Below are 25,934 nucleotides of genomic sequence, written 5' to 3'. Positions count from 1 at the left end.
CGCGGGCGATACGCCGCGGCACCGGAGGCCGCGTGCGCCTTGCCGCGGGGCGGCCGCGGCCGATCTGAGGCGGACCCGTCACCCGCCACCGGCGCCCGCGCGACACACGATGCACATCCACCTCGACGCGCTCGGCGGCGTCGCCGGCGACATGTTCGCCGCCGCCCTGCTGGACGCCTTCCCCGAGCATCGGGCCGGCGTGTCCGCCAGCGTCCGGGCGGTCGACGCGCGCATCGCCTGCGCGGTCAGCGCGCACAACGATGGGATCCTCAGCGGCGCGCGCTTCACCGTGTCGGCGCCCGGGGCGGAGCCCGGGCCCGCGCCGCACCGGCACGCGCATACCGGGCAGCACGACCATCCGCATGCTCACGGCCACGATCACGGCCACGATCATGCCCACGACCACGGCCACCGTCCCTGGTCGGAGATCCGCGCCGCGCTGGAGGCGGCGGATCTCGCGCCGGCGGTGCGGGCGCACGCGCTCGGCATCTTCGGGCATCTGGCCGCGGCGGAAGCCCGCGTCCACGGCATCGCGGTCGACGCGGTGGCGTTCCACGAGGTGGGCGCCGCCGACTCGATCGCCGACATCGTCGCCGCCGCCCACCTGATCGCCGCCCTGGAGGCGCGCAGCTGGAGCGTCTCGGCCCTGCCACTGGGCTCCGGCCGGGTGCGGACCCAGCACGGTCCCCTCCCGGTCCCGGCCCCCGCCACGACGCTGCTGCTGGCGGGCTTCGCGACCCTCGACGACGGGATCCCCGGCGAGCGCGTCACCCCCACCGGCGCGGCGATCCTGCGCCACCTCTGCGGCGACGATCCCGGGCGGGGTCGCCCCCGGGGGATCCTCGGGCGCACCGGCATCGGCTTCGGCACGAAGGTCCTGCCGGGCCTGAGCAACTGCCTGCGCGCCCTTGTGCTGGAGGACGGCGCCGCGTCCCGCCCGGGCCGGCGGGATCTCGCGGTGATCGCCTTCGAGGTCGACGACCAGTCCGGCGAGGATCTCGCCACGGGCCTCGACCGGCTGCGCGCCGAGCCCGGCATCGTGGACGTCGTGCAGATGCCGGTCATCGGCAAGAAGGGCCGGATGATGGCCCGGATCCAGGTCCTGGTCCGTCCGGAGAGCCTGGAGGCGGCGGTCGCGGCCTGCTTCCGGGAGACCACGACCATCGGCCTGCGTTACCACCCCGTGGAGGGCGCGGTGCTCGCGCGCGCCGCCCGCACGGTCGAGCACGAGGGCCGGTCGGTTCGCGTGAAGATCGTGGCGCGGCCGGGCGGGCGCACCGCCAAGGCCGAGGCCGACGACGCCCGCGACCGTCCGGACCACGCGGCCCGGGCCGCCCTACGCCGCGAGGCCGAGCGCCTCGCCCTGGAACAGGAGCAGGAGGAGCGGTGACGCGCCAGCATCTGGAATCCGTCCTCGCCGGGCTCGGCCCCGTCGCGGTGGCGGTGAGCGGCGGGGTCGACAGCCTGACGCTCGCCACCCTCGCCCACCGGCTGGCGCCAAGCGCTACTCTGGTGGTCCACGCGGTCTCGCCGGCCGTGCCGGAGGAAGCGACCGCGCGCGTGCGCGCCGAGGGCGCCCGCGAGGGCTGGTCCTTACGGGTGATCGAGGCCGGCGAGTTCGCCGACCCGGCCTACCGGGCGAACCCGGTCAACCGCTGCTTCTTCTGCAAGACCAACCTCTACGGCGCGGTCCGGCGCGTCACCGACCGCCAGATCCTGTCGGGCGCGAACCGCGACGACCTCGGCGAGTACCGCCCCGGCCTCGACGCCGCCCGGGAGCACGGCGTGCGCCACCCCTACGTGGAGGCCGGGTTCGACAAGGCGTCGGTCCGGGCGCTCGCCCGCGACCTCGGCCTCGGGGCCGTGGCGGAATTGCCGGCCGCGCCCTGCCTGTCGAGCCGGGTCGAGACCGGCATCGCCATCGAGCCGGAGACCCTGACCTTCATTCACGCGGTCGAGCGGCTGGTCGGCGGAGCGCTGGCGACCGACGGCGCCGGACGGGCCGTCCGCTGTCGGGTCCGCGCCGAGGGCGTGGTGGTGGAACTCGATCCGGCGAGTCTCGCCGCCCTCGACGCCGAGGATCGCGAGACGCTCGGGGCGGGCATCCGGGACATGGCGCCGGCCCGTCTCGCCGGCCCGGTCCGCTTCGCCCCCTACCGGGTCGGCAGCGCCTTCCTGGTCGAGCCGCGGGAGGCCCGGGCGTGAGCATCTCCGAAGAGTTCACCCTCGATTTCGCCCGGCCCGAGCGGATCGGGCTGGAGGAGGCGATCTTCTGCGCCGGCAAGAGCCCGGAGCAGATCGACGCGATCCTGGAGGCCGCCCGGGCGCGCGGCGCCTCGCTGCTCCTCACCCGCCTCGACCCGGAGAAGCGCGACCGGCTCCGGGTCGCCGCGCGGCTCGATTACTGCCCGGTCTCGCGCACGGCGGTGTTCGGCGAGGCTCCCCGGATCACCGGCCCGGCCCGGGTCGCGGTGGTGGCGGCCGGCACCTCGGACGTGCCCGTCGCCCGCGAGGCGCTGCGAGTGCTGGCCTATGCCGGACGGGCGGCCTCGCTCTTCGCCGATGTCGGCGTCGCCGGCCTGTGGCGGCTGACGTCGCGGATCGAGGAGATCCGCGCGCACCCGGTGGTGATCGTCGCCGCCGGCATGGACGCGGCTTTGCCCAGCGTCGTCGGCGGCCTCGTGGCGGGCGCGGTGATCGCGGTCCCGACCTCCGTGGGCTACGGCGTCGCGGCGGGCGGGCGCGCCGCGCTCGATGCCGTGCTGGCGAGCTGCGCGCCGGGCATCACGGTGGTCAACATCGACAACGGCTACGGCGCCGCCTGCGCCGCCCTGCGCCTGCTCCACGCGGCGGGACGCCTCGCCACGGGGACCGAACGATGACGCGGCCCGACGCATTACCTCCCCTCACTAGGACATCCTCGAACGGAGACAGCCGATGGAACGCCGCAGCTTCCTCCAGGGCGCCGTGCTCGGCGCGGGCCTCGCTGGCGCCGGCAGCGCGGGTGCGGCCGTGAACGCCCCCGTCCTCCCCGGCAACCGCCCGCAGGACCCCGCGGACCTGCCCTTCGTCACCGATCCCGGCGAGCGCCGGGGCGAGATGCTCTACCGGTCGTTCGGGAAGAGCTCCGAAAAGATCTCGGCGATCGGCATGGGCGGGTTCCATCTCGGCAAGAGCGCCGTGACGGACGACGAGGCGACGCGGCTGATCCATGCCGGGATCGACCGCGGCATCACCTTCATGGACAATTGCTGGGACTACAACGAGGGGCGCTCCGAGCTGCGCATGGGCGCGGCCCTGGCCCAGGGCGGCTACCGCGACAAGGTCTTCCTGATGTCCAAGATGGACGGGCGGACCAAGGAGGAGGCGCTCAAGCAGATCGACCAGTCGCTCCTGCGCCTGCGCACGGACCGGATCGACCTCGTCCAGCACCACGAGATCCTGCGCTACGACGACCCGGACCGGGTCTTCGCCGAGGGCGGCGCCATGGAGGGTTTCCTGGAGGCGAAGAAGCAGGGCAAGCTGCGCTACATCGGCTTCACCGGCCACAAGGACCCGCGCATCCACCTGCAGATGCTGGAGGTCGCCGCCGAGCGCGGCTTCCACTTCGATGCCGTGCAGATGCCGGTCAACGTGATGGACGCGCATTTCCGCTCGTTCAGCCACCTCGTCCTGCCCTACCTCGTGCAGAACGGCATCGCGCCGCTCGCCATGAAGACCTTCGGCGACGGGGTGATCCTGAAGGCGGACGCGCCGATCAAGCCGCTCGAGTACCTGCACTTCTCGCTGAACCTGCCGGTCTCGGTGGTGATCACCGGCATCCAGAACCAGCGCGACCTCGACCAGGCCTTCGAGGCGGTGAAGACCTTCAAGCCGATGGACAAGACTACGGTGGCCGAGCTGCTGTCGCGCTCGAAGCCCTACGCGCTGGAGGGCAAGTACGAGCTGTTCAAGACGAGCGCGACCTTCGACGGCACCGCCAAGAACGCGGCGTGGCTCGGCGAGGACGTGGCGAGCGTGAAGAAGCTCGCGCCGACGATGGAGTAGGCGGCGGGCAAGCGCGTCCGATATTCCCCTCTCCCTTGCGGGGAGGGGTTAGGGGTGGGGGTGGTTCAGAAGGAACCGCCGAGCCCTTTCCGGCCCCACCCCCAACGCGGGATCTGGGATCCCCAAACTCCTCCCCGCAAGGGGGAGGAGAGTCAGCCCCTCACGCCACGTCCTCCAGCCGGATCGGCAGGCTGCGGATCCGGCGGCCGGCGGCGTGGTAGATCGCGTTGGCGATGGCCGCGTTCACCCCGATGATCCCGAGCTCGCCCAGGCCCTTCAGGCCCAGCGCATCGACCTGATCGTCGGGATCGGGCACCAGCAGCGCCTCCACCTCCGGCGCGTCGGCCGCCGTGGGGACAAGGTACTCGGCGAGATCCGGGTTGCGGTAGGCGGCGCCGTCCACCAGCGTCTCCTCAAGAAGCGCCGAGCCGAGGCCCCAGATCATCCCGCCCGTCAGCTGGCTCCGCGCGGTCAGCGGGTTGAGGATCCGCCCCGCCGCGAAGGCGCCGGTGAGCCGGGCGACGCGGATTTCCCCGGTCTCGGCGTGGACGTGGACCTCGGCGAACTGCGCGCCGAAGCCCCAGGAGACGGCCTTCCCGCCCCCACCGAGGGCGAGCCCGATATGGCCCTGCTTCAGGCCCGCGAGCGCCTTCTCCCGGTCGCCGCCCGCCGGCACGAACTCCGCGACCGTCTCGACGCCTTCCGGGCCGACGGCCTCGCCGAGCGCGATCCCGGCCCCGTCCGGCGCCGCGAGCCGGCCGTCCGCGAGGCGCAGGCTACCCGGATCGCGGCCGGCGAGGCGCCCGCCCTGCCCGGTCGCGGCCTGCGCCAGGCTCTCGCGGATCTGACGGCAGCCGAGCGCCAGGGCGCTCATCAGGCTGGTGGTCGTGCTCGACCCGCCCGAGATCCCCGCCGCCGGCAGGTCGGTGTCGCCGAGCCGGACGGTGACCCGCTCCACCGGCACGCCGAGACCGTCCGCCGCGCCCATCGCCAGCAGCGTGGTGATGCCGTTGCCGATCTCGTGGTGCGCGCAGGCGACCTCCGCGGCGCCGTCCGGGCCGAGCCGGACCCGCAGGGTCGCGGCCGCGATCTTGGTGGGCCGCACCGAAGTCGCGCAGCCGAGACCCACCCGCCAGGGCCCGTCGCGCATCGCGCCCGGGCGCGGCACCCGGCGCGACCAGCCGAAGGCCTTCGCGCCGGCGTCGAAGCAGGCCATCAGCGGCCGGGTCGAGAACGGTTTTCCGGAGACCGGATCGACCGCCGTGTCGTTGAGGCGGCGCAGCGCGATCGGGTCCATGCCGAGCGCGACCGCCATCTCGTCGACGGCGCTCTCCAGGGCGAACAGGAACGGCACCTCCGGGGGCGCCCGCATCGGCCCCGGCGTGTTGCGATCGACCCGCACGGCCCGCTCCTCGGTGCGGATGTTCGGGCAGGCGTAGAGGCTCGCCGTCACCTCCGCGCCCTCCATGACGAAGGGATCGAAGCGCGACGTCACGGTCTCGGCCTCGTGGACCAGGGCGGTGAACCGGCCCGTCCGGTCGGCGCCGAGTCGGATGCGGTGGCGCGATTCCGGCCGATAATTGGCGATGGTGAAGCACTGTCGCCGGCTGGGCACCAGCGAGACCGGCCGGCCGAGGCGCTTGGCCGCCAGGGCGACCAGGGCCGTGTGCTGCGACAGGGCGAATTTCGAGCCGAAATGGCCGCCGATCAGCCTCGCCACCACCCGTACCTGCGCGGGATCGAGCCCGAGCTGCGCCGCGAGCCCGTGCTGCACGGCGCCGACGTAGCGGGTCGGCTCGTGGACGGTGAGCCTTTCGCCGTCCCAGGCGGCCCGGGTGGTGAACAGCTCGATCGGGTTGTGGTGCTGGACCGGCGTCGCGTAGCGCGCCTCGACGCGGAGGGCCGCGTCCCGGAAGCCCGCCTCGGCATCGCCCTGGGCGATGTCCGCGTGCTGAGCCTTCAGGTCGGCGAGGCGCACCGTCTCGGCGCCGGTAGCGTCGAAGCCGCCGGCGGCGGGCTCCTCCGCGTAGGCGACCTTCACCGCACCGGCCGCCGCCTCGGCGGCGCCCAGGGTCTCGGCGACCACGAGGGCCACGATCTGGCCGGCATAGGCGACGGTGTTGGAATCGAGCGGACGGTGCGAGCTGTTGGCGAACCCGCCGGCCATCAGGTGCTTCACCGGCGCCACCGCGCCCGCGAAGTCCCGGTGGGTGAAGATCCGGAGGAGTCCCGGCACCCGCTCGGCCGCCGCAAGGTCGAACCCGGTGACGCGGCCCCGGGCGATGGTGCTGGTCACCAGGGCCGCGTGGGCCGTGTCGCGGTCCGGGCCGGTGAGGTCGGAGCTGTAGAGGGCCCGGCCGGTGACCTTGTCGGCTCCCTCGACACGGGTGTGGGGGCGGCCGAGATGGCCGTCGGTGTCCTGCGCGCCGGCGTCCATGCCGCCCTCCCCGTTCGCGGCCCCTCGGGCCGCATCGCAAGGGGGAAGCGCCGTGAGGGCTTCACGGCTCCCCGGACGGTGGAGCGACAGGATGCAGCAACCGAACGGGCCCAGGCGTCATCGCGAGCGGAGCGAAGCGACCCAGGGCAGCGCGCCCTGGATAAGCGTAGCGCTGCCTGGATTGCTTCGCTCCGCTCGCAAGGACGGAGCGGGCTGCGGCAGCCTTCACCGCCGCAGCCCTAGATCTCAGTTCAGGACCTTGCCGTCCGGTCCGACCTTGACCTCCTGCTCCTTGTCGGCGCCGGCGACCTTGATCTCGTACTGGACCGAGGAGCCGTCCTTCTCGACCTCGGCCTCGTAGGCCTTGCCGCCGCCGGCCTTCTGCTCGGCGATGGCCAGCGCGTCCTTCAGCGAGGTCTTGGCGTTCTGGAAGTCGGAGGCCTTCAGCCGGGTGAAGTAGCGCTCGAACGGCTGGTTCTCGGTCTTGTAGAGGGCGCCGGTATCGGCGTTGATCCCGTACTCGACGAGCTTGCCGCTCGGGTAGACGACCTTGATCGCGTAGTGGGCCGGATCCTTGCTGCCGGCCTTCTCGAAGTCGGCGTCGATGGCGCGGCCGCCCTTCTCGTCGCCCTGCGACTCGGCGGTGGCCAGCGCCTGGGCGAGGCTGACCTTGGCGACCTTGGCGACCTGCCACTCCTTCATGTTGCTGTCGGCTTTCGTGGCCGGCTCGGCGGGCGTCGCGGTGGGCGTCTGGGCCAAGGCGAGGCCGGTGGAGAGGGCCAGGAGGCCGACTGCGGCGGTGAGACGGGTGATCATGGCGGTGTGTCCCTTCGCGGGTTCGTTCACGGATGCGTGAAACGTCGGGTCCGGAAATCCGGTTGCCCGCGATCGGGAAAAAATTCGGGTCCCGTCGCCCGGGCGGGGCCGGGTCGGCGCCTGGGGCCGCGCGGGGTCGAAGGCCCGGCGAGACGGACGGCCGGCGCCCCTGTATGACACGCGGGCGATCCGGCGCGCCCCTCGGGGACGGCGGACGTCCCCCCGATGGAGCAGGCCATGACCGCGCACGAGCCCGAGCCGCTGGACGAGTTCACCCGCCTGCACGCCAAGCTGTCCGCCCTGGAGATCGTGCTCGGCGTCCTGATCGGTCGGCTCTCCGAGGAGAACCCGGAGATCCGCGAGGACGTGAAGCGCGACGTGGCGGCGATCCTGTCGGACCTGCCGATCGACGGCCCGAGCGAGGAGATGATCGCCGCCGAGGTCCGCCGCGCCGCCGAGGTGCTGACCAGCGTGTCGATCGGCTGAGCCGTCAGCGCGGCGGCATCCGCAGCGCCCCGTCGAGCCGGATGGTCTCGCCGTTCAGCATCGGGTTCTCGCAGATGTGCCGGACGAGGTCGGCGTATTCCGACGGGCGGCCGAGGCGGGCTGGGAACGGCACGCTCTGGCCGAGCGTGTCCTGCACGTCCTGGGGCAGACCCGCCATCATCGGCGTCTCGAAGATGCCCGGCGCGATGGTGACCACCCGGATGCCGTGCCGGGCGAGCTCCCGGGCGATCGGCAGGGTCATCGACACCACCCCCCCCTTCGAGGCCGCGTAGGCGGCCTGCCCGATCTGGCCGTCGAAGGCCGCGATCGAGGCGGTGTTCACGATCACGCCCCGGGCGCCGGCCGCGTCCGGCGCCTCGCGGGCGATGGCGTCGGCGGCCAGCCGGATCATGTTGAACGTGCCGACGAGGTTGACCGAGACCGCCCGCGCGAAGGTCTCGAGCCGGTGCGGCCCGTCGCGGCCGACCACCTTCTCCCCCGGCGCGATGCCGGCGCAGTTCACCAGCCCGTGGAGGTGCCCGAACGCGTCGAGCGCCGTCCGGACCGCCGCCGCGCCGTCCGCCTCGCGGGTGACGTCCGTCTCGGCGAAGCGGGCCTGCGCCCCGAGATCCGCCGCCACCCGGGCGCCGGCCTCCCGGGCGATGTCGGCCACGACCACCCGCGCCCCCGCCGCCGCGAGGCCCCGCGCCGTCGCCTCCCCGAGGCCCGAGCCCGCGCCCGTGACGATGAAGACCCGGTCCCTGATCATCGCGCTCGCCATCCTGGCTCCCCGCCGCTCCCGGGCGGCCGACGGCGCCCCGCGAGTCCCGAGGTAGCGCGGCGCCGCGGCCGCCGGAAGGTGTCCGGCCCGGCACATGCGCCCGATCGCGCCCGCGCCGCGATTGACGTGTGAATTTTTCCCACATATACGAGGTGAAGATGATCCGATGTACGGGATCATATCAACGCGTGTTTCTTCGAAGTTTATCCGCTGATCCGTCGCGTGGCGGCAAGTCGTTCGGCCGCGCGTGACCTGTCGTTTCCTGTATCCGGGCCGCGGACCGGCCCGCGCCCGTCATCCTCCGGTCCCGGCCGTCCGGGAGCGGCCGCTCCCTCACGCCTGATCAGGACAGCCATGGGCGCCCATTGGATCGAGAATGCGGCCCGGCACTGGCGGCACGGGCGGATCGTCGGGCACCGCTTCGCCGAGCGGCGTCCCGGCATCCGCGCGGTCCTCCGGGCGGCCGCGCCCGGCAGCGTGCTGCTCGCCGGCAATTCCCACGCGGAGCTCGTCGGCGCGCCGGATCTCGGCGGCCGGCCCTGCATCAACGTCGCGGTCGGCGGCAGCACCGCGGCCGATTGCGGCCGCCAGCTCGCGGCGCTGCGCGTCCCGGTCCGCTGCGCGGCCGCGGTGCTGATCATCGGCACCAACGACATCCAGCGCTGGCGCCATCCCGAGCGGGCCCGGGTGGTCGACCGGTTCGAGGCCGATGTCCGGGACATCCTGCGCCGCCTGGAGGCCTGGGCCGCGCAGGTCTTCGTCGCCGCGATCCCGCCGATCGGTGCCGGGGCGACCGGGCGCGATCCCGCCGCCGTCGCGGTCTTCTCGGATCGCCTCGCGGCACTCTGCGCCGCGGGGGGCCGCACCTTCTTCGACCCGTTCGCGCCGTGGCGATCCGGCACCGGCGGCTTCGCCGGTCCGGGCCTCCACCGGGACGGCGTGCATCTGGCCGACTACGCGCCCCTGGCCGCGGCGCTCGCCGGCGCGGTGGTGCTCGATGCGCTCCCGCTCGCGCCCGTCCGGAGGCCCGTGCCGGCCGCGCCCCTGCGGATCCTGCGCGCCGCCTGGATCGGCCGGCCATGAGGCTCCGCGCGCGCCTCGCCGCGGCCCTGCGGCCGCCCGCGCGCGCCGGCGCGCAGCACCTGCCCCGGCGGGTCTGGCCCGGCGAGGAGGCGGCTTGGCGCGACGAGAACGGCGTCCGCCACCCGCGGGCGGTGCGCCGTGCCCTCGCGGCGCTGGCCGCCCTCGAACCCCGCGGTCGCTACGGCGCCCGGATCGAGGGACGGGGCAAGGTCGTGACCGGCCCGGCCAGCGCGCTCGTCCTGCGCGACGCGGATGCGGAGATCGGGTTCGTCCTCGGCCTCACGCCCGACGGGTACGGCGCGGAGCCGTTCTGAGCGGGTCCGGATCAGGGCGGGGTCGTGCACAGCAGGGTCGGCGCGCAGGCCGTCCGGAAGCCTGCCCGCGCGTAGAGGGCCTCGGTCCTGCCGTCGGCCGGGCATTGCAGGAAGACCTGAACCGCCCCCCGCGCCCGGGCCTCGCGCAGGGCCGCGACCGTCACGGCGGTGCCGAGGCCGCGGCGCTGCCGGTCGGCCCGCGTGCTGACATTGTACAGGCCCGCCGTCTCGCCGCGCAGGTAGAGGCTGGCGCAGGCCGCTGGGCCGGCGGCATCGCGCAGGACGAGGTGCAGGGTCACGAGGCCGTGCCGGCCCCGGGCCGCGCGCAGCGCCGGGATGTAGTAGCGGCGCAGATGCGTCCGCACGCCCGGCGCGTCGGACAGGTGGGCGAAGACCCGCTCGAAATCCGGCCCCGGCGCGGGCGTCGCCTGCACGGTGACGGCGCTGCCGGCCGGGGCCGGCGCCGGAAGCTCCCGCGCCACCATCCAGCAAGCCGGGTAGAGGATCGCGGGCTCGAACAGGGCGCGCAGCAGCGCGATCTCGCCGTCGTCCCGGGCCAGGAAGGCCGGCGCCCGGGCTCGCCCGAGGGCGGCCGCGCCCGCCCAGGCGAACTGGTCGGGACGGTGCACGCCGAAGGCGAAGTTCACGGTCGGGTCCGGGATGCTGCGCGACCAGACGTAGCCGGCGCCCCCGGGGCCGTGCTCGACGCCGTCGATCAGGGAGCCGGTGAGCGCGGCCACATGGGCGTCGCGCAGGGTCTCGAAGGTCGGTTCGGGCGCCTGCATGTCAGGCGGCCGTCCGAGCGGAGGCTCGCGCGGGGGACGGCGCCCGGGCCTCGGCGGTGTCCCTGGCTGCGTCCCCGGCCGTGTCTCCGGCCGTGTCTCCGGCCGTGCCCGGACCTGCCTCCGCAGCCGTGTCCGCGCCCGCCTCCTGGCCGTGCCTGTCCATCCGCTCGCTCCTGCGCCGCTCGGGCTTCGACGGAGTGACGGTTGAGGCGGGGTGCCGTTCATGCTGTCGCACCCGGCGCCGGCGGACAGCGCCCGCACGAAACCTCTGAACGCCGGACGGGCCCATCCGTCAGGGAGGTGCCGGCGACGCGGAGGTGCCGGCGACGCGCGGAGGACGGATGACGGACGCTTCGAGCCAGCGGATGCGCGACGTGGGGGCGCATCCCCCGAAGCCGCGCGATGACGGGGCGCGGGAAACCGCGCGGGACGCCGCGCCGGTGTCCCTCACCCTGGAGGGGACCCGCGAAGTGCCGGTGATCCGCCTCGCCGAGCCGGTCGCGCCGGCGGCGGCCGCGGAGGCGATCCTGGCGCGCGCCGAGGCGCTGACCGCCCAGGACATGCAGGTCCTGCGCATCGTCGTCGTGGCCGATCCGGCGACGTCCGGACGGCTGCTCGACCTCGGCGCGGCCCGGGCCCTCGGTGACGGCGACGGGGTCGAGATCCTGCCGGGGCTCCTCTGGCAATGCGCCGCCCGCTGGCTCCCGCGGGCCCGGCCGCCCTTCCCCGAGCTGTTCACCGCCACGGCCGGCCGCCGCCACCCGCTGCGGCCCCGGACGCCGGCCGGCACGGTCTACGCACGGGCGATCCCCTGGCTCGACCGGCGTCTGAGCTTCCGCACGACGACGGAGCCCGGCGACGTCGCCCTGTTCTCGACCTGGATGAACGACCCCCGGATCGCCGCGATCTGGCAGGAGACCGGTACCCTGGAGGCGCACGCCGCCTACATCGCCGGGCTCCAGGCCGACCCCGCGACCCTGCCGCTATTCGGCTGCCTCGACGGCAGGCCGTTCGGCTATTTCGAGCTGTACTGGGCGCGGGAGAGCCGCCTCGGGCTGCTCTACGAGGCCGGCCCCTACGACCGCGGCTGGCACGTCGCGATCGGCGACGCGTCCGTGCGCGGGCGGCCCGCGCTCTCGGCCTGGCTGCCGTCGCTGATGCACTACCTGTTCCTCGACGAGCCGCGCACGCAGCGCGTCGTCGGCGAGCCGCGGGCCGATCACGCCCAGCAGATCCGGAACCTCCACGGCTCCGGCTTCGCGACGATCGCGACCGTCGACTTCCCCCACAAGCGCGCGGCCCTGGTCGCGCTGTCGCGCGAGCATTTCGTGCGCGACCGGCTCTGGGTGCCGGGGGCGGCCGCCGCTGACGCCGCGCCTCGGCCTCCCGCGGTGCCCGCCTAGACCGCCCTCCGCGAACAGGGATGCGCGTCCGGTGACGCCGCTCGCCCCCGCCCTCGCCTACGGGCCCGTCGCCGGCGGGCTGATGATCGCCTGCGCCGGGCCGCGGCCGAGGTCCTGGCCGACGGGCGCGGTCCGGCGCCGCTGCCGGCCTGGGGCCTCGGCGCGCGCCGGGCAGGCGGCGCAGCGCCGGTCGAGGGCCGCGAGGCAGTGCAGGTGGCCGCGGCGCACGAGGCTGCACACCAGGGCGCGCGAGACCCCGAGCCGGGCCGCGATCTCGATCTGCGGCACGCCCTCGACCCGGTGGAGCTGGAAGGCCGTGCGCACCGGCTCCGGCAGCTCGGCCACCGCGGCCTCCACCTGCCGCAGGGATTCCCGCGACGCCGCGGCCGCCTCGGGGGTCCCGGTGCCGGGATCGGCCGGGTCCGGCGCGGCGTCGAGGCCGGTGAACAGGCGCCGCTCGAGGCCCTGCCGCCGCGCCCGGTCCAGGGCGAGGTTGCGCACCATCCGCCCGACATAGGCGGCCTGGATCGCGGTCTCGGCCGGGGGCGGATCGGCGATCAGCCGGAGCAGCACGTCCTGGACCACGTCCTCCGCCTGGGCCGGGCAGCCGAGGATGCGGCGCGCCCGCGCCAGATAGGCGGCGCGATGGCGCTCGAACGCCGCGAGGTTCCATGATCCGCCGGGCGGAGGGCGGCCGGGCCGGCCCGGCGGGACCGCGGCGATCCCGTGGCCGGAGGGACCGGCGTCGCTGTTCCAGGTCGCCACTGTCCCGCTCACAATGTCCCATCGGCACGGCGCGTGCGGGCGGGACGCGTAACACGCGGCTCTTCTGTGTAACAACGTCTATCTTCATGGATTGGAATTATTAAAACTCGAAATATCGACATCGGTTCGAGAGAATAGATGAAAGATCTGGACGTTCGCCCCGGCGCGGGGCGAGAAATCGTTCCGGATTCTGCATTCCACGGTGCCACGCCCGGGATCGGGCCGGCGGCCGCGCCGGATTTCCGGTCGCGCCAGGGTCCGTCGGCGCGTGTATGCTGGCGCTTCCTCGATTCGGCGCGCGGTGCGCGCGGCCGAACCCTTCCCCGCAGGATCGCGGCAGGAGAGCCAGCGCCGCGATGCCGTCCGTCGATACGCTCGTCCCGGTGAGTGCCTTCGCGCTGCTGGTCCTGGCGTTCGCCGTGAAGCACCTCGCGGCGGACTTCTTCTTTCAGACCAACTGGATGGCGCAGGGCAAGCAGCGGTCGTCCGCCTGGCTCGCCCCCCTCTGCGCCCATACCGGCCTGCACGGCCTCGGCACGCTGCTGATCGCGCTGGCGGTGAAGCCGGCCCTGTGGTGGCTGGCGCTCGTCGATTTCGCGATCCACACGGGGATCGATCGCGGCAAGGTGCTGGTCGGTCGGCGGACGAGCCTGCCGGCCACGGACGCCCGGTTCTGGTGGCTGATCGGCATCGACCAGTTCCTGCACCAGGTCACCCATCTCGGGCTCGCCGTGGTGCTGGCGGCAGCCTGACCCCTGACCGGGAGAGCGGGCGCCGCCGGGCGCCTCACTGCATCTCGGCCTCGAGCAGCCGGTTCGTGTCGGAGACCTTGCCGGCCAGTTCCAGGATCAGGAAGCGCTGGAAGGCGAGCGCGAGGTCCGGGCGCTCCCGCTCCATCCGCGCGAGGGCGGCGCGATCGATGACGACCACCCGGCAGGGGCTCTCGGCGACGGCGGTGGCGGTGCGCCGCCCGCCCTGGACCAGCGCGATCTCGCCGATCACCGTGCCGGCCGTGGTGGTGCGCAGGCGCAGGTTGCCGCGGCCGGGGACCTCCATCTCGATGGAGACGAGGCCCTGCTCCAGGAAGTAGAGGGCATCGGCCGCCTCCCCCTGGCGCATCAGCGCCGCGCCCGCCGCGAGTTCGCGGACCGTCAGGTAGGGCGCGAAGTCGTCCGGGCCGAACGTGCTGCCGAGCCGGTCGGCCATGTGCCGGGCGAAGACGGCGACCTCCCCCGGGCCGGCGCCGCCGGCCTCCGCCAGGAGCGTCGCCTCGGCGGCGCGCAGGGCCTCGTCCAGCGTGTCGAGGATTCGGACACGCGGGTCGGCGGTGAGGCCGTTGCGGGTGATCAGCAGGCGCGCGATCGGATCCACGTGGACCAGCAGCACCTCGAAGCGCCGCTGCTCGGCGAGCTGGCCGACCTTGCGGAACGCGATCAGCGCCGAGCTGTCGAGTCCCACGGTCTCGCGGAAATCCAGGATCAGCACGCGCAGATCCCCGGCCTCCGCGGCGGCCCGGCGGAAGATCGCCTGCGCGTTGAGGAAGAACAGGTAGCCCTGCAGGGTGTAGATCCGGGTCCGGCCGCCGGCCGCCTCGAGCCGCGCGGCGGCGTCGGGGCCGCGGATCACGCTGCTGCGCCGGTCCGCCCCGGAGAGCGACCGGCGGATCGCGCCGATCTGCCCGTACTGGACCCCGAAGATCAGGATCGCCAGCAGGACGCCCACGAGGAAGCCCGTGGTGGCCCCGAAATACGCGGTGGCGGTGCACACGACCAGCGCGATGGCGATCTCCCAGCCCGGCAGGGTCCGGCTGGCGACGCCGAGGTTGAACAGGAGCCCGATGCCGATGGCGATCAGGGCGCCGCCGGCCAGCGGGCGGGGCAGCAGCGCCAGGGGACTCGCGCCGACGATGAGGAGCGCCGCCATGACCGCGAGGGTCAGCCACCAGCCGAGCCAGTGGCCGCCGCCGATGTTGTGCAGCAGCAGCGTCGAGGTCCGGCCGAAGCCCATCGCGGAGCTGCCGAACACGCTGCCGACCAGGTTGGTGGCGCCCGAGGCGACGAACATCCGGTCGATGTCGAGGTCGCGCCGGATCTCCAGCTCGACGCTCACCACGTAGAGGATCTGGATGATCACCGCCACGACGACCAGGGTGGCGATCTTGGGCCAGATCGGCAGGAGCAGGTGCGGATCGAAGGCCGTCAGGCTGCCGATGGCGGGCGGCCGCAGCAGCGTGCCCGTCGGCAGCGGCTCGATCAGCCATCCCGATGCCTGCCCGGCGGCGACGCTGGTGCCCGTCCAGGCCAGCCCGATATGGACCACCGCGAGGCTCGACAGGATCACCGTCGGGTAGGTCCCCCAGTGCCGAACGATCCGGGGGAGGTAGAAGGCGCAGAACCCGATCACGAGGGTCAGGGCGATGCGCGCGAGCGCCCCGGCATCGATCCGGCCCGGATCGAGGTTCGCCGGATCGACGGCGTGGAGCAGGGCCGCGAGCGGGTCGTCGACATGGCCGCCGATCTGCACGCCGCTGCGCAGGAACAGCAGGCCGACGCCGCCGAGGAAGCCGGCGAGCACCGGGTAGGGCAGGAGCTGCACCAGCAGGGAGGCCCGCAGGGTGCCGAGCAACGCGAAGATCACGCCGGTAGCGAAGGTCGAGACGCCGCAGGCGACGAGCACGAGCTGGCCGACCGTCTCCGGATCGGTGACGCCCGCGGCCTCGAGCTGCCCGGCGACCGCCGCGGCGATCGCCGCCTGCACGATCGCGGCCGCGCCGATGAAGGACAGCGAGATCCGCGCGGTGCGGCGGAGCGCGATGAAGACGAGGCTGCCCAGCACGTAGGCCGCGAGCAGCGCCGACAGGCCGGCCGCGCGGCTCTCCGCCAGCGGCCCCGAGAAGATGAGCTGGGAGTAGCTGATGAGGTCGAGGAGCAGCACCATCACGGTGACGGCCGCCGCCGCTCCGATGCGGGCCCCGCGCAGGATCGCCGCGCGGCCGCCGACCGGGGATGCGGTCCCGGCGGACGTCAGGTCGGTTGTCGTCATCGGCACGGTACCCGCGTCTCGAAATCCCGATGGGCGCGGAGATCGCAGATCCCGGGGCAGATTCCGTGCGATCACGCGCACGGATCGTCGCCGAATCGCAGGACCTGACCTTGGCCACGCCAGTTCTCAACCGATGGCAGGCGCCGGCTTAAATTATCGTGCAGGCCGCTTCCGCGCGGCAGCATTGTGGGATCGCCGCGGTGGATCGCGCGGCGGATCGGCCGATCCGCCGCGCCGTCGGGGGCTCCCGGGTCGCGGCCGCCGCGACGGGCGTTCGGCCCTCAGCGCGCCTCGCTGACGCGCTTGGTCGCCCGCTGCTCCTTCTTGTAGGCGGTGATCGCCGCCGAGCAGTTCGGGGAGAGCTTCTTGAGGTTGGCCTTGAAGCAGGCCTCGACCTCCGGGCCGCCCGGCGCGTAGGCGCTGCAGAAATCCATGTAGTCGCCGGTGCAGTACTGCTTGAGGGCTTCCCGGGCCGGGGATTGCTCCGCGAAGGCCGCGGCGGGGCCGAGGCACAGACCGATGGCCAGGAGGGCCGTCTTGGTCGAAGTCATCGAAATCCTACGCTCGTCCAGGCCGTGCGAGCGGGTCGCGCGGCGATGGGCGGTGCGGATGGGCGCCAAGGATGGCATGACCATGACGCCCGGGCTGCCCGAACGCAGATCAGCCATGCCCCGTGCCGGCGGGGCCGCCGGTCAGTGCGCGCTGACGCGGCGGGTCGGCACGAGGTCGTTGGCGATGATCTCGCCGAACGGGCCGTCGTTGCGGGCATTGCCGGCCGGCCGCCCGGTCGTGGCGCGCAGCGGCAGCTTCGGGAAGACCAGCTCGGCGAACCGGTAGGCCTCCTCCAGGTGCGGGTAGCCCGAGAGGATGAAGCGGTCGATCCCGAGATCGATGTACTCCTTCATCCGGTCGGCGACCTGGTCGGCCGAGCCGACCAGCGCCGTCCCGGCGCCGCCGCGGACGAGGCCGACGCCGGCCCAGAGGTTCGGCGCCACCACGAGCTTGTCGCGGCTGCCGCCGTGGAGCGCCATCATGCGGCTCTGGCCGACGGAATCCTGCCGCTTCAGGGTCTCCTGCGCCTTGGCGATGGTGGCGTCGTCGAGCTTCGAGATCAGCTGCTCGGCGGCCTCCCAGGCCGCGGCCTCGGTCTCGCGGGCGATGACGTGCAGGCGGATGCCGTACGAGAAGGTCTTGCCCTTCGCCTCGGCGGCCTCCCGGGCGGCGGTGATCTTCTCGGCGACCTGGGCCGGGGGCTCGCCCCAGGTCAGGTAGACGTCGCAATGCTCGGCCGCGACCGCCATGCCGGCCGCCGACGAGCCGCCGAAATAGAGCGGCGGATAGGGCTTCTGCACCGGCGGGAAGATCAGCCGGCCGTTCTCGGTGCGCAGGTGATCGCCCCGGAAGGTCACGGTCTCGCCCGCGAGCAGGCCGCGCCAGATCGTCAGGAACTCGTCGGTGACGGCGTAGCGTTCGTCGTGGGACAGGAACACGCCGTCGCCGGCGAGTTCCACCGGGTCGCCGCCGGTGACGACGTTGATCAGGAGGCGTCCGTCCGAGATCCGGTCGAGGGTCGCGGTCATGCGGGCCGCCGCGGAAGGCTCCATCAGGCCCGGCCGCACCGCCACGAGGAAGCGCAGCTGCTTGGTCAGCGGCGCCAGCGCCGAGGCGACGATCCAGGAATCCTCGCAGGAGCGTCCGGTGGGCAGCAGCACGCCGTAATAGCCGAGCTCGTCCGCCCCCTGCGCGATCTGCCGGAGATAGCTGAGCGAGACGTCCCGGGCCCCCTCCCGCGCGCCGAGATAGCGGCCGTCGCCGTGGGTCGGCAGGAACCAGAGGACGTCGGCGCGCCCGTCATTGGCTGCGGTCATCGGAATCTCCTGTGCGGCCCGGTGGCCGGATGCGGAAAAGCCGGACCCGACTGCGCGGATCCGGTGATCGTCGAGAGCTAGGGCGGGCCGCCGCTTCCGGGAAAGGGCGGCCCCGCGTTCAGGCGGTCGGCTGCGATCCGAGCAGGTGATCGAGGATGCGGCCCTCGAGGCGGGCGAGGTCCGGATCCCCGCGCCGGCGCGGCCGCGGCACGTCGACCCGCAGGTCGAGGGCGATCCGTCCGGCCTCGACCACGAGGATGCGGTCGGCCAGCGCCACGGCCTCGGTGACGTCGTGCGTGACGAGGAGCGCGGTGAACCCCTGCGCCCGCCAGATCCGCTCGATCAGGTCCTGCATGCCGATCCGGGTCAGGGCGTCGAGGGCGCCCAGCGGCTCGTCGAGGGCGAGCAGGCCCGGCCGGCTCACCAGCGCCCGGGCCAGGGCCACGCGCTGGCGCTGGCCGCCCGATAGGGTCGCGGGCCACTGCCCGGCCTTGTCGGCGAGGCCGACCTCGGCGAGCGCCGCGAGCGCCCGCTCCCGACGCTCGGCCCGGGAGCCGTGCCCAGATAGGCCGACCGCGACGTTGTCGACGACCCGCGCCCAGGGCAGCAGCCGCGGCTCCTGGAACATGATCCGCTTCGGCGGCTCGGACCGGCGCGGGGAGCGCTCTGGCCCCTCCAGGTCGATCCGCCCGCCCGTGGGCGTGTCGAGCCCGAGGATGAGGCGCAGCAGGGTGCTCTTGCCGCAGCCGGAGCGGCCGACCACCGCGGTGAACCCGCCGGCCGGCAGGAACAGGTTCAGGCCCTCGATGACGGCGGTGCCGTCGAAGCTCTTGTCCAGGTCGCGGACGGTGACGGCGATCCCGCGGGCTGGCGGCGAGGGGGGCGAATCCGCGGGCAGATCCGCGGGCAGATCCGCTTGCCTGTGCCCCGGGGCGGGGCCGGGCGCCGGGCGCGGGTCCGTGCCCGGGTCGGGAAGCGCCTCGCGGCGGACGGCGTCGAGCAGCATCAGGCGCTCCTGTAGGCGGGGTTCCAGGCGAGGCAGGCGCGCTCGAGCTGGCGGGTCAGGGCGTCGGCGAACTTGCCGAGGGCGGCGTAGATCAGGATCGCCAGCACGACGACGTCGACCAGCATGAACTCCCGGGCCTGCATGGCCATGTAGCCGAGCCCCGACGAGGCCGAGATCGTCTCGGCGACGATCAGCGTCAGCCACATGATGCCCAGCGCGTAGCGCAGGCCCACGAAGATCGACGGCAGGGCGCCGGGCAGCACCACGCGGGTGAACAGCTCGGTGCGGGACATGCCGTAGACCCGGCCCATCTCCACGAGGCCCGGATCTACCGAGCGGATGCCGTGCAGGGTGTTCGCGTAGATCGGGAAGAACACGCCGAGCGCCACGAGGAACAGCTTGGCCTCCTCGCCGATGCCGAACCACAGGATCACCAGCGGGATCAGCGACAGGTGGGGCACGTTGCGCACCATCTGCACCGAGGTGTCGGTGAGCCGCTCCGACAGGCGCGACAGGCCGTTGGCGAGGCCGAGCCCGAAGCCGATGCCGCCGCCGATCACGAAGCCCGCCAGCGCCCGCAGGGTGCTGACGCCGAGATTGGTCCAGAGCTCCCCGGTCCGCCCGGCCTCCCAGCCGGCCCGGACCACGTCGAGGGGCGCCGGCATGAAGCGGTTGGAGACGAGGCCAGCCGAGACCGCGGCCTGCCAGCCCAGCAGGATGGCGGCCGGCAGCAGCCAGGGCACCGCGGAGTCGCGCAGGCGAACGAGCTTCGAGGGGCGCATCAGCGGTTCTCCGTCCGCTTCTCGGACTTGAGGGCGTCCGCGGGCCGGGGGGGCGTCCAGACCGCGTCGGCGACCCGGACGGGCTTCGGCAGGAGCCCGAGACGGTGGAAGCTGTCGGCGACCTTCTGCTGGTCGGCGATCGCGGCCGCGTCGAGGGGCGCGACGCCGTAGGACAGGCGGCCGAGCGCCACGGCGAGGACCGGCGCGGGGATGCCCACCGAGGGCGCCAGTTCCGCCGCCACGGCGTCGGCATGGCCCTCGGCCCAGGCGTCGATCTCCCCGATCGCCTTCAGCACGGCCGAGACGATCGCGGGGCTGGTGTCGGTGAAGCCGCGCCGGGACAGGTAGAACTGGCGGTTGGGGGCGAGCGCGTGCCCGTCGACCCCGCGCCCGTCGACCAGCACCCGGGCGCCCGTGGCGCGCTCGGCGGCGGCCTGGAACGGGTCCCAGATCACCCAGGCATCGACGGAGCCGCGCACGAAGGCGGCGTTGGCGTCGGCCGGCGCGAGGTAGGCGAGCGTCACCGCGTCGTAGGGGACGCCCGCCTGCTCCAGGGCGCGCACCAGCAGGTAGTGGACGTTCGAACCCTTGTTGAGGGCGACGGTCTTGCCGCGCAGGTCGGCGACGCTGCGGATCGGGCTGTCCTTGGGCACGAGGATCGCCTCGCCCCGCGGCGCCGGCGGCTCGGCGGCCACGTAGCGCAGCTCCGGGCTCGCGGCCTGGGCGAAGATCGGCGGCGCCTCGCCGGCCGAGCCGAGATCGATCGCCCCGGCATTCAGCGCCTCCAGGAGCGGCGGGCCGGACGGGAACTCGGACCACGCCACCGCGGTGCCGAGGGGCTGGAGGGCCTTCTCCAGGGTGCCGCGGGCCTTCAGCAGCACGAGGGACCCGTATTTCTGGTAGCCGATGCGGATGGTGCCGGCCGCGCGGGCCGGCCGCAGCAGCGCGGCCGCCGCGAGGCCGAGGCCGGCGGACAGGAGGAGGCGGCGGTTCGGGGCGCCGTCGGATGACAGGGACAGCGCGCGGGGCGATCGGTCGGTCATGGCTCTCTGCAGTCGGTCTCAGCCGTTGCGGGCGGGGGGCGTCCAGACCGCGTCGGCGATGCGGATCGGCTTGGGGATCAGCTTCAGGGCGTGGAAGCGGTCGGCGACCCGCTGCTGCTCGGCGGCGACGCGGTCGGTCATCGGTCCGATCACGTAGTCGGTCCGGTCCACCGCCCGCCGCGTCGCGGCCAGCGGCACGCCGGTGCCCTGCGACAGGAGGTCCGCCACCGCGCCGCGATTCTGCGTGCACCAGGCCGCCACCTCGCCCAGGGCGTCGATCGCCGCGGTGAGGACCGGGGCCCGGCTCTCCGCGAAGGGCCGGCTCGCCAGGAAGAAGTTGTTCTGCGGGGTGACGTCGGTGGCGCGCACCAGCACGCGCACGCCCTCCCCCTGCTCGGCGATGGCGAAGTACGGGTCCCAGATCGTCCAGGCGTCGATGCTGCCCCGGGCGAAGGCGGCCGCGGCATCCGCGGGCGCCAGCGTCACCGGCTCGATGTCGGCGTAGCTCAGGCCGGCCTTCTCCAGCGCCGCGATGGTCAGGTTGTGGGAGCTCGACGCCTTGGCGAAGGCGACGCGCTTGCCCTTGAGCTCGGCGAGGCTGCGGATCTCCGAGCCCTTCGGCAGCAGGATCCCGGCGCCGGAGCCGCCGGCCTCCTGGGCGGCCGCGTAGACGAGGTTGGAGCGCGCGGCCTGGGCGAAGATCGGCGGGGCGTCGCCGGTCTGGCCGAGATCGATCCCGTCCAGCGACAGGGCCTCCAGCAGCGGCGGCCCGAAGGAGAACTCGACCCAGCGCACCGCGTATCCGAGGGGCTCCAGGCGCTTCTCGATGATCTTCTGCTGCTTGGCGACGACCAGGATGCCGTTCTTCTGGTAACCGATCCGCAGCACGCCGGGCTCGGCCGCCCGGGCGCCCGGGGCGAGGGCCGGCGCGAGGGCCGGTGCTAGGGGCAGGGCCGCGAGGGCGGCCAGCAGGGCGCGACGGTCGAGCATCGGCCGGCTCACTCGGCGGCGGCGAGGGTGAGCGGCGCCGCGGCCGCCCGGTGCACGAGCAGCGCGGCGAGCTGCCCGCCGGCCTCGCGGGCGCGGGCGCGCACCCCGGCCTCGGTCAGCGCGCCGTCGCTGAAATCGGGATCGGAGGCGTAGACCGCGGTCGGGATCTGGAGCGCCCCGAAGAAGCCGAAGAGCGGCCGGAACGCGTGCTCGACCACGAGGGCGTGGCGCGCGCCGCCGCCCGTGGCCACGATCGCCACGGGCTTCCCGGCGAGCGCCCCCGGATCGACCAGGTCGAACAGGTGCTTGAACAGGCCGGTATAGGCGCCCTTGTAGACCGGCGAGCCGACGACCAGCCCGTCCGCCTCCTCGATGGCCGCGAGCACGCCGCGCGCGGCCGGCGCGAGCTGGTCGCGGGTCCAGGCGGCGCCGAGGCCGGTCCCGGCATCGACGAAGTCGAGGATCTCCGCGTCGAGGGAAGCCTGGGCGCTGGCCTCGCGGAGCACGGCATCCACCAGCGTGCGGGTCTTCGAGGGCCGCTGCACGTTGGCGCTCAGCCCGACGAGTCTCGGTCGTGTCATTCCGGATGCCTTGCTGTGAGACAGGATGACGGACCGCCCCGTCTCCGAAGAGCGGAGGTTGCGCGGCCGGACATCCGAACAGGCCGCTAGAATTGATGGCTGCGACTTCCGCCGTCAATGAAACGGCGTTCCCAATTGCCCGGTGAAGGAAAAACGTTCTCCCCGAAATCGGGCGTCCAATATGGACTTTCATCTCGACCGCCGCGCGGGATGGGCGCGAGATCTTGCGTGTCGGCGGTTCATCGACGCGAGAGACGGGGTTTTATTCTCTCAACGCGCCCGGCGGGAGAAGCGTGTTCTCGATACGTGGGCGGACTCGGAACCGAATCGCCAGGCCCGGGATCCGGGGCGGCGGGGGAGGCCGAGGCGACCGGAACGCCGCCCGCGCTGACACCCTCGCGGTCGCCAGCGTCGTCGTCGTCGACCCGCCCTGCGGCTCCGGATCGACAGGCGGTGCCTACTTGCGGACGAGGAGGTGCTGCACGGTGCCGTCGTCGCCGTACTTGGTCCACATCTGCGCGCAGGCCTCCTCGGGACGCTCGCGGAGCTGCGCCAACTCCGCGTCGAGGTCGTGCTGCAGGGCGACCGAGCGCTTCTTCGTGAAGAAGTCCGCGTGGTTCAGATGGTTCTCGCGCGAGAACTGACGGAAGCGCTCCGTGTCGATCCGGACGGCCGCACAGTGTCTCGCGGCCAGATCGGCCTCGATCCCCGGGCGGAGTGCCGGAATGTCCTTCTGCAAGGACGAGCGACGGGCTTCGGCCCAGGTGCCGAACACGGCCCAGGCCAGTGCGGCCGCCACGAGAGGAGCAAATCTATTCATCGCAAGACGTATCGCTGTGCTGCGACATCCCAAATCTCGCACCTGCGATAAGTTCGATCAGGACCGCAGAACGCAAGACACTTCTGTGTGAAAGCGCACACCCCGCGACAGGCGCGGCGTCGGGTCCGGAACCCTGACCGCCTCAGTACGCCGGGACGACGCGCGTCTCGGGCAGCGGCGCCCGCATGGTGAAGTGCAGCCCGGCCGGCTGGAAATCGAAGGCGATGTCCGCCTGGCACTGGACCTTCAGGACACGCTGCAGCAGCGTCGAGCCGAAGCCCTTCCGCGTCGGCACCGCCGTGGCCGGACCACCCCGCTCGGTCCAGTCGAGGTGCAGCATGCGGGCGGCCGGCGTCTGCTCGATATCCCACCGGATCGCGATCCGGCCCTCCGGGACCGACAGGGCGCCGTGCTTGGCCGCGTTGGTCGTCAGCTCGTGGATGGCCATGCCGGTCGGGACCGCGAGGTCGCCCATCAGGTCGATCGCGGGGCCCTCCAGCTGGATGCGGGCGCCCTCGACGTCGTTGTAGGGCCCGAGCTCGTTCATCAGCATCTCGCGCAGGGGCGCCTGCTGCCAGTAATCCTCGGTCAAGAGATTGTGGGTCTTGGCCAGCGAGATCACCCGCGCCGAGAACGACGCGTAGAAGGCGTCGACGCTGGTCGCGGACCGGGCCGAGGCCCCGAGCAGCGCCTGCACGGTGGCCAGCGTGTTCTTCACCCGGTGATGCAGCTCGCGGATCAGGAGCGCCTGCCGCTCGGTCGTGCGCTCGCGCTCCTCGAGATGGGCGCGCGCCTCGAGCTGCCGGCGCTTGGCGCGATGGGCGGAGCGGGCCGCCATGACCAGCGTCGCCGGGTGGAACGGGCGTTCCAGCACGCTGACGTTGCCGAGCATGTCGGTCAGCTGCGCGTTGGGCTCGGCGCCCCGCAGCCGCAGGAGGATGAACGGGAAATCGGACCAGGGCGGCTGCGCGGCGATCCAGTCCGCCAGGGCCTGGCGGTTCGAGGACAGCAGCGCCTCCTCGGTGAGCACCGCGCAGGCGGCCGCGTCGAGCCGGGAGACCACGTCCGCGAGGCTGGCGCACACCTGTGCCGCGATCCGCGCCTCGCCGAGGATCGCCGCGGCGACGGCGGCGTCGCGGCCACCCGGCGCGAAGATGAGAACCGGCAGTTCAGCCTCGGTCATCAGCCGCGCGGGTTGGCAGGAGCGACGACCGCTCACCCTCGAATGTCGGAACGCCGGTCATGATACCTCGGAACGCGCTGAGCGGTTCGCCAACGCGGATCCCGCCGGAGTCGATCCGCAATTCGCGGATCGTGTCCTCGTGGCTGCCGGTCCGCTTCTTCACGACCGAGATCGCGCGCCGCAGCCGCCCGTCGGCCTCGAAGGTGCGGAACAGCAGGATCGTGTCGCTGAGGTAGGTGAGGTCGACAGTCGCGCCCATCGCCCCGATCATGCCGTGCTGGGCCAGGACGAGGAGCGAGAGCACGCCCTGCTGGTTCAGGTAGGTCAGCATCTCGTGCATCTGCAGGAGCAGGTAATTCTCCTCCGGCATGGCGTTGTGATAGCCGGTCAGGGAGTCGATCACGACCGTTGTCACGCCCCGGTGCTCGACCGCGTTCTGGACGATGTCGGCGAGTTCGCCGGGCGAGACCTCGGCCGGGTCGATCTGCTCGACGATGAGCGATCCGGCGGCGATCGCGTCGTCGACCGGCATGGCGAGGCCGCGGGCCCGGCGACTGAGGACGCCGGTGGTCTCGTCGAAGCTGAGGATCAGCGCCCGCTCGCCGCGGGCGATCGCCGCGGTGACGCAGGTGAGCGCCACCGTGGACTTGCCGACGCCGGACGGGCCGATCAGCATGGTGCTGGTGCCCCGGTCGAGGCCGCCGCCGAGCAGCTGGTCCAGTTCGGGGCTGCCCGTGCCGCACCGGTCGTCGGGGAAGGTGCCGAGATGCTCGGCCGCGACGAGGCGCGGGAACACCGTGAGCCCGCCGCGCCGGATGACGTAGTCGTGGAAACCGCCCCGGAACGGCGTGCCGCGCATCTTGATCACGCGCAGGCGCCGCCGCTCGCCGCCGTACAGGGGCGCGAGCTGCTCCAGCCGGATCACGGCGTGGCTGAGGCTGTGCAGGTTCAGGTCGTCCGTCTCGGCGGTGAGATCGTCGAGGAGCAGCGCCGTGGTGTTCTGGATGAGCAGGAAGCTGCGCAGGGCGTGGACCTGCCTGCGGTAGCGCAGCGATCCCTGCGAGAGCAGCCGGATCTCCGAGAGGCTGTCGAACACCACGCGCTGCGGCTTGAGCCGCTCGATCTCGGCGATCGCCATCCGGACGGTCTCGCCGAGCTCGAGGTCGGACGAGTGGACGAGGCTCTGCTGCTGCCCGGGGTCGAGGCTGAGTTCCGGCGCGACGAGCTCGCAGATCTCGATGCCGTCGAGGGACCAGCCGTGGCGCTCCGCGACGTTCAGGAGCTCGCGCCGGCTCTCCGAGAGCGTGATGTACAGGCAGCGCTCGCCCCGGCGCACGCCGTCGAGGAGGAACTGCATCGCCAGCGTCGTCTTGCCGGATCCGGGCCGCCCCTCGATGAGGTGCGAGCGCTGGGACGCGTAGCCGCCGGCCAGGATGTGGTCGAGGCCGGTCACCCCGGTGGAGACCGGTGCCGCGTCGTGATCGGTCACTGCCATGTCGAGGTCTCTGCCGTCGTCCCACGGGCGGGCGGCCCGTCGACCGCGCGACGGAACGCGGAGCCCGGTCTCGTACACGAAGCCGCGCGCGGCGCGAAACGCCGCCGCGCGGCCGGCACGGCGCGCCTGCCCGACGGGCGCGCGGCGAGGCGCTGCCCCCGCAGGTCCGGGAACCGGCGCGTACGGGCCTCGCGGCCGCGGGACGGC

At 73.4% G+C, this 25,934-nt stretch carries 25 protein-coding genes; 9 read left to right on the top strand and 16 right to left on the bottom strand.

What is annotated here, in order from left to right:
* Positions 1-109 precede the first annotated feature (109 nt).
* The 4 genes from ACQKQD_RS11150 to ACQKQD_RS11135 are packed head-to-tail and all read left to right on the top strand — an operon-like array spanning position 110 to position 4,047.
* Positions 110-1,390 carry a LarC family nickel insertion protein gene (locus ACQKQD_RS11150; RefSeq protein ID WP_427508382.1) on the top strand — a complete coding sequence of 427 codons (1,281 nt, stop codon included), beginning with the start codon at positions 110-112 and terminating at the stop codon, positions 1,388-1,390.
* Positions 1,387-2,205 carry an adenine nucleotide alpha hydrolase gene (locus ACQKQD_RS11145; protein WP_427508381.1) on the top strand — a complete coding sequence of 273 codons (819 nt, stop codon included), beginning with the start codon at positions 1,387-1,389 and terminating at the stop codon, positions 2,203-2,205. The genes ACQKQD_RS11150 and ACQKQD_RS11145 overlap by 4 nt, the downstream gene beginning before the upstream one ends.
* Entirely contained in the window at positions 2,202-2,882 is a 681-nt protein-coding gene (gene larB / locus ACQKQD_RS11140) for a nickel pincer cofactor biosynthesis protein LarB (RefSeq protein WP_427508380.1), read from the top strand. The genes ACQKQD_RS11145 and larB overlap by 4 nt, the downstream gene beginning before the upstream one ends.
* A gap of 55 nt (positions 2,883-2,937) precedes the next feature.
* Positions 2,938-4,047 carry an aldo/keto reductase gene (locus ACQKQD_RS11135; RefSeq protein WP_103985980.1) on the top strand — a complete coding sequence of 370 codons (1,110 nt, stop codon included), beginning with the start codon at positions 2,938-2,940 and terminating at the stop codon, positions 4,045-4,047.
* A gap of 160 nt (positions 4,048-4,207) precedes the next feature.
* Here the strand turns inward: ACQKQD_RS11135 and ACQKQD_RS11130 are convergent, their stop codons facing one another.
* Together ACQKQD_RS11130 and ACQKQD_RS11125 are read right to left on the bottom strand one after the other, a co-directional pair.
* A complete protein-coding gene (locus ACQKQD_RS11130) occupies positions 4,208-6,484 on the bottom strand; it encodes a xanthine dehydrogenase family protein molybdopterin-binding subunit (RefSeq protein WP_427508379.1) in 2,277 nt (758 codons plus the stop codon).
* A gap of 246 nt (positions 6,485-6,730) precedes the next feature.
* The gene (locus ACQKQD_RS11125) at positions 6,731-7,300 is read right to left on the bottom strand and encodes a PepSY domain-containing protein (RefSeq protein WP_091682586.1); all 570 of its coding nucleotides are present in this window, start codon (positions 7,298-7,300) and stop codon (positions 6,731-6,733) included.
* 237 nt (positions 7,301-7,537) lie between these two features.
* Here ACQKQD_RS11125 and ACQKQD_RS11120 point away from each other — a divergent pair, with 237 nt between their 5' ends.
* Positions 7,538-7,786 (top strand): hypothetical protein, encoded by a 249-nt coding sequence (locus tag ACQKQD_RS11120; protein ID WP_026605197.1) that lies wholly within the window; start codon positions 7,538-7,540, stop codon positions 7,784-7,786.
* 4 nt (positions 7,787-7,790) lie between these two features.
* On the opposite strand, the gene ACQKQD_RS11115 is transcribed toward ACQKQD_RS11120, so the two are convergent.
* Entirely contained in the window at positions 7,791-8,567 is a 777-nt protein-coding gene (locus ACQKQD_RS11115) for a 3-hydroxyacyl-CoA dehydrogenase (RefSeq protein ID WP_427508378.1), read from the bottom strand.
* Positions 8,568-8,921: 354 nt separating this feature from the next.
* On the opposite strand from ACQKQD_RS11115, the gene ACQKQD_RS11110 reads away from it, so the two are divergent.
* Together ACQKQD_RS11110 and ACQKQD_RS11105 are read left to right on the top strand one after the other, a co-directional pair.
* Positions 8,922-9,650: an SGNH/GDSL hydrolase family protein gene (locus ACQKQD_RS11110; protein ID WP_427508377.1), complete on the top strand. Its 729-nt coding sequence runs from the start codon at positions 8,922-8,924 to the stop codon at positions 9,648-9,650.
* The gene (locus ACQKQD_RS11105; RefSeq protein ID WP_427508376.1) at positions 9,647-9,964 is read left to right on the top strand and encodes a hypothetical protein; all 318 of its coding nucleotides are present in this window, start codon (positions 9,647-9,649) and stop codon (positions 9,962-9,964) included. The genes ACQKQD_RS11110 and ACQKQD_RS11105 overlap by 4 nt, the downstream gene beginning before the upstream one ends.
* An 11-nt stretch (positions 9,965-9,975) precedes the next feature.
* Here the strand turns inward: ACQKQD_RS11105 and ACQKQD_RS11100 are convergent, their stop codons facing one another.
* Positions 9,976-10,749 (bottom strand): GNAT family N-acetyltransferase, encoded by a 774-nt coding sequence (locus tag ACQKQD_RS11100; protein WP_427508375.1) that lies wholly within the window; start codon positions 10,747-10,749, stop codon positions 9,976-9,978.
* Between the two features lie 341 nt (positions 10,750-11,090).
* On the opposite strand from ACQKQD_RS11100, the gene ACQKQD_RS11095 reads away from it, so the two are divergent.
* Positions 11,091-12,152 carry a GNAT family N-acetyltransferase gene (locus ACQKQD_RS11095; RefSeq protein ID WP_427508374.1) on the top strand — a complete coding sequence of 354 codons (1,062 nt, stop codon included), beginning with the start codon at positions 11,091-11,093 and terminating at the stop codon, positions 12,150-12,152.
* 57 nt (positions 12,153-12,209) lie between these two features.
* On the opposite strand, the gene ACQKQD_RS11090 is transcribed toward ACQKQD_RS11095, so the two are convergent.
* The gene (locus tag ACQKQD_RS11090) at positions 12,210-12,929 is read right to left on the bottom strand and encodes a sigma-70 family RNA polymerase sigma factor (RefSeq protein ID WP_427508373.1); all 720 of its coding nucleotides are present in this window, start codon (positions 12,927-12,929) and stop codon (positions 12,210-12,212) included.
* 344 nt (positions 12,930-13,273) lie between these two features.
* Between ACQKQD_RS11090 and ACQKQD_RS11085 the strand changes: the two genes are divergently transcribed.
* Positions 13,274-13,669 carry a DUF3307 domain-containing protein gene (locus ACQKQD_RS11085; protein ID WP_427508372.1) on the top strand — a complete coding sequence of 132 codons (396 nt, stop codon included), beginning with the start codon at positions 13,274-13,276 and terminating at the stop codon, positions 13,667-13,669.
* Between the two features lie 34 nt (positions 13,670-13,703).
* On the opposite strand, the gene ACQKQD_RS11080 is transcribed toward ACQKQD_RS11085, so the two are convergent.
* The 11 genes from ACQKQD_RS11080 to ACQKQD_RS11030 form a co-directional block, all read right to left on the bottom strand.
* A complete protein-coding gene (locus ACQKQD_RS11080; RefSeq protein WP_427508468.1) occupies positions 13,704-15,959 on the bottom strand; it encodes a cyclic nucleotide-binding domain-containing protein in 2,256 nt (751 codons plus the stop codon).
* 281 nt (positions 15,960-16,240) lie between these two features.
* A complete protein-coding gene (locus tag ACQKQD_RS11075) occupies positions 16,241-16,510 on the bottom strand; it encodes a hypothetical protein (RefSeq protein ID WP_012318328.1) in 270 nt (89 codons plus the stop codon).
* Between the two features lie 141 nt (positions 16,511-16,651).
* Positions 16,652-17,827, bottom strand: a complete 1,176-nt coding sequence (ssuD, locus tag ACQKQD_RS11070) for an FMNH2-dependent alkanesulfonate monooxygenase (protein WP_331298189.1) — start codon at positions 17,825-17,827, stop codon at positions 16,652-16,654.
* Positions 17,828-17,945: 118 nt separating this feature from the next.
* Entirely contained in the window at positions 17,946-18,833 is an 888-nt protein-coding gene (locus ACQKQD_RS11065) for an ABC transporter ATP-binding protein (RefSeq protein WP_020094783.1), read from the bottom strand.
* Complete coding sequence (ssuC, locus tag ACQKQD_RS11060; protein ID WP_056527222.1) at positions 18,833-19,615, bottom strand: aliphatic sulfonate ABC transporter permease SsuC; 783 nt, start codon at positions 19,613-19,615, stop codon at positions 18,833-18,835. The genes ACQKQD_RS11065 and ssuC overlap by 1 nt, the downstream gene beginning before the upstream one ends.
* Positions 19,615-20,658: a sulfonate ABC transporter substrate-binding protein gene (locus ACQKQD_RS11055; RefSeq protein WP_427508371.1), complete on the bottom strand. Its 1,044-nt coding sequence runs from the start codon at positions 20,656-20,658 to the stop codon at positions 19,615-19,617. The genes ssuC and ACQKQD_RS11055 overlap by 1 nt, the downstream gene beginning before the upstream one ends.
* An 18-nt stretch (positions 20,659-20,676) precedes the next feature.
* Entirely contained in the window at positions 20,677-21,648 is a 972-nt protein-coding gene (locus ACQKQD_RS11050) for an aliphatic sulfonate ABC transporter substrate-binding protein (protein ID WP_427508370.1), read from the bottom strand.
* A gap of 8 nt (positions 21,649-21,656) precedes the next feature.
* Complete coding sequence (gene msuE, locus ACQKQD_RS11045; protein WP_091928616.1) at positions 21,657-22,229, bottom strand: FMN reductase; 573 nt, start codon at positions 22,227-22,229, stop codon at positions 21,657-21,659.
* 457 nt (positions 22,230-22,686) lie between these two features.
* Positions 22,687-23,049: a hypothetical protein gene (locus ACQKQD_RS11040; RefSeq protein ID WP_427508369.1), complete on the bottom strand. Its 363-nt coding sequence runs from the start codon at positions 23,047-23,049 to the stop codon at positions 22,687-22,689.
* Positions 23,050-23,191: 142 nt separating this feature from the next.
* Positions 23,192-24,232, bottom strand: coding sequence for a sensor histidine kinase (locus tag ACQKQD_RS11035; protein ID WP_042672097.1), 1,041 nt, complete (start codon positions 24,230-24,232; stop codon positions 23,192-23,194).
* Complete coding sequence (locus tag ACQKQD_RS11030) at positions 24,219-25,727, bottom strand: ATPase domain-containing protein (protein WP_427508368.1); 1,509 nt, start codon at positions 25,725-25,727, stop codon at positions 24,219-24,221. The genes ACQKQD_RS11035 and ACQKQD_RS11030 overlap by 14 nt, the downstream gene beginning before the upstream one ends.
* Positions 25,728-25,934 lie beyond the last annotated feature (207 nt).

It is taken from the genome of Methylobacterium sp. NPDC080182 (assembly GCF_050281105.1).
GTDB lineage: Bacteria > Pseudomonadota > Alphaproteobacteria > Rhizobiales > Beijerinckiaceae > Methylobacterium.
The sequence above is the reverse complement of the archived record's forward strand: the minus strand, read 5'-3'. Positions and strand labels throughout refer to the sequence as shown.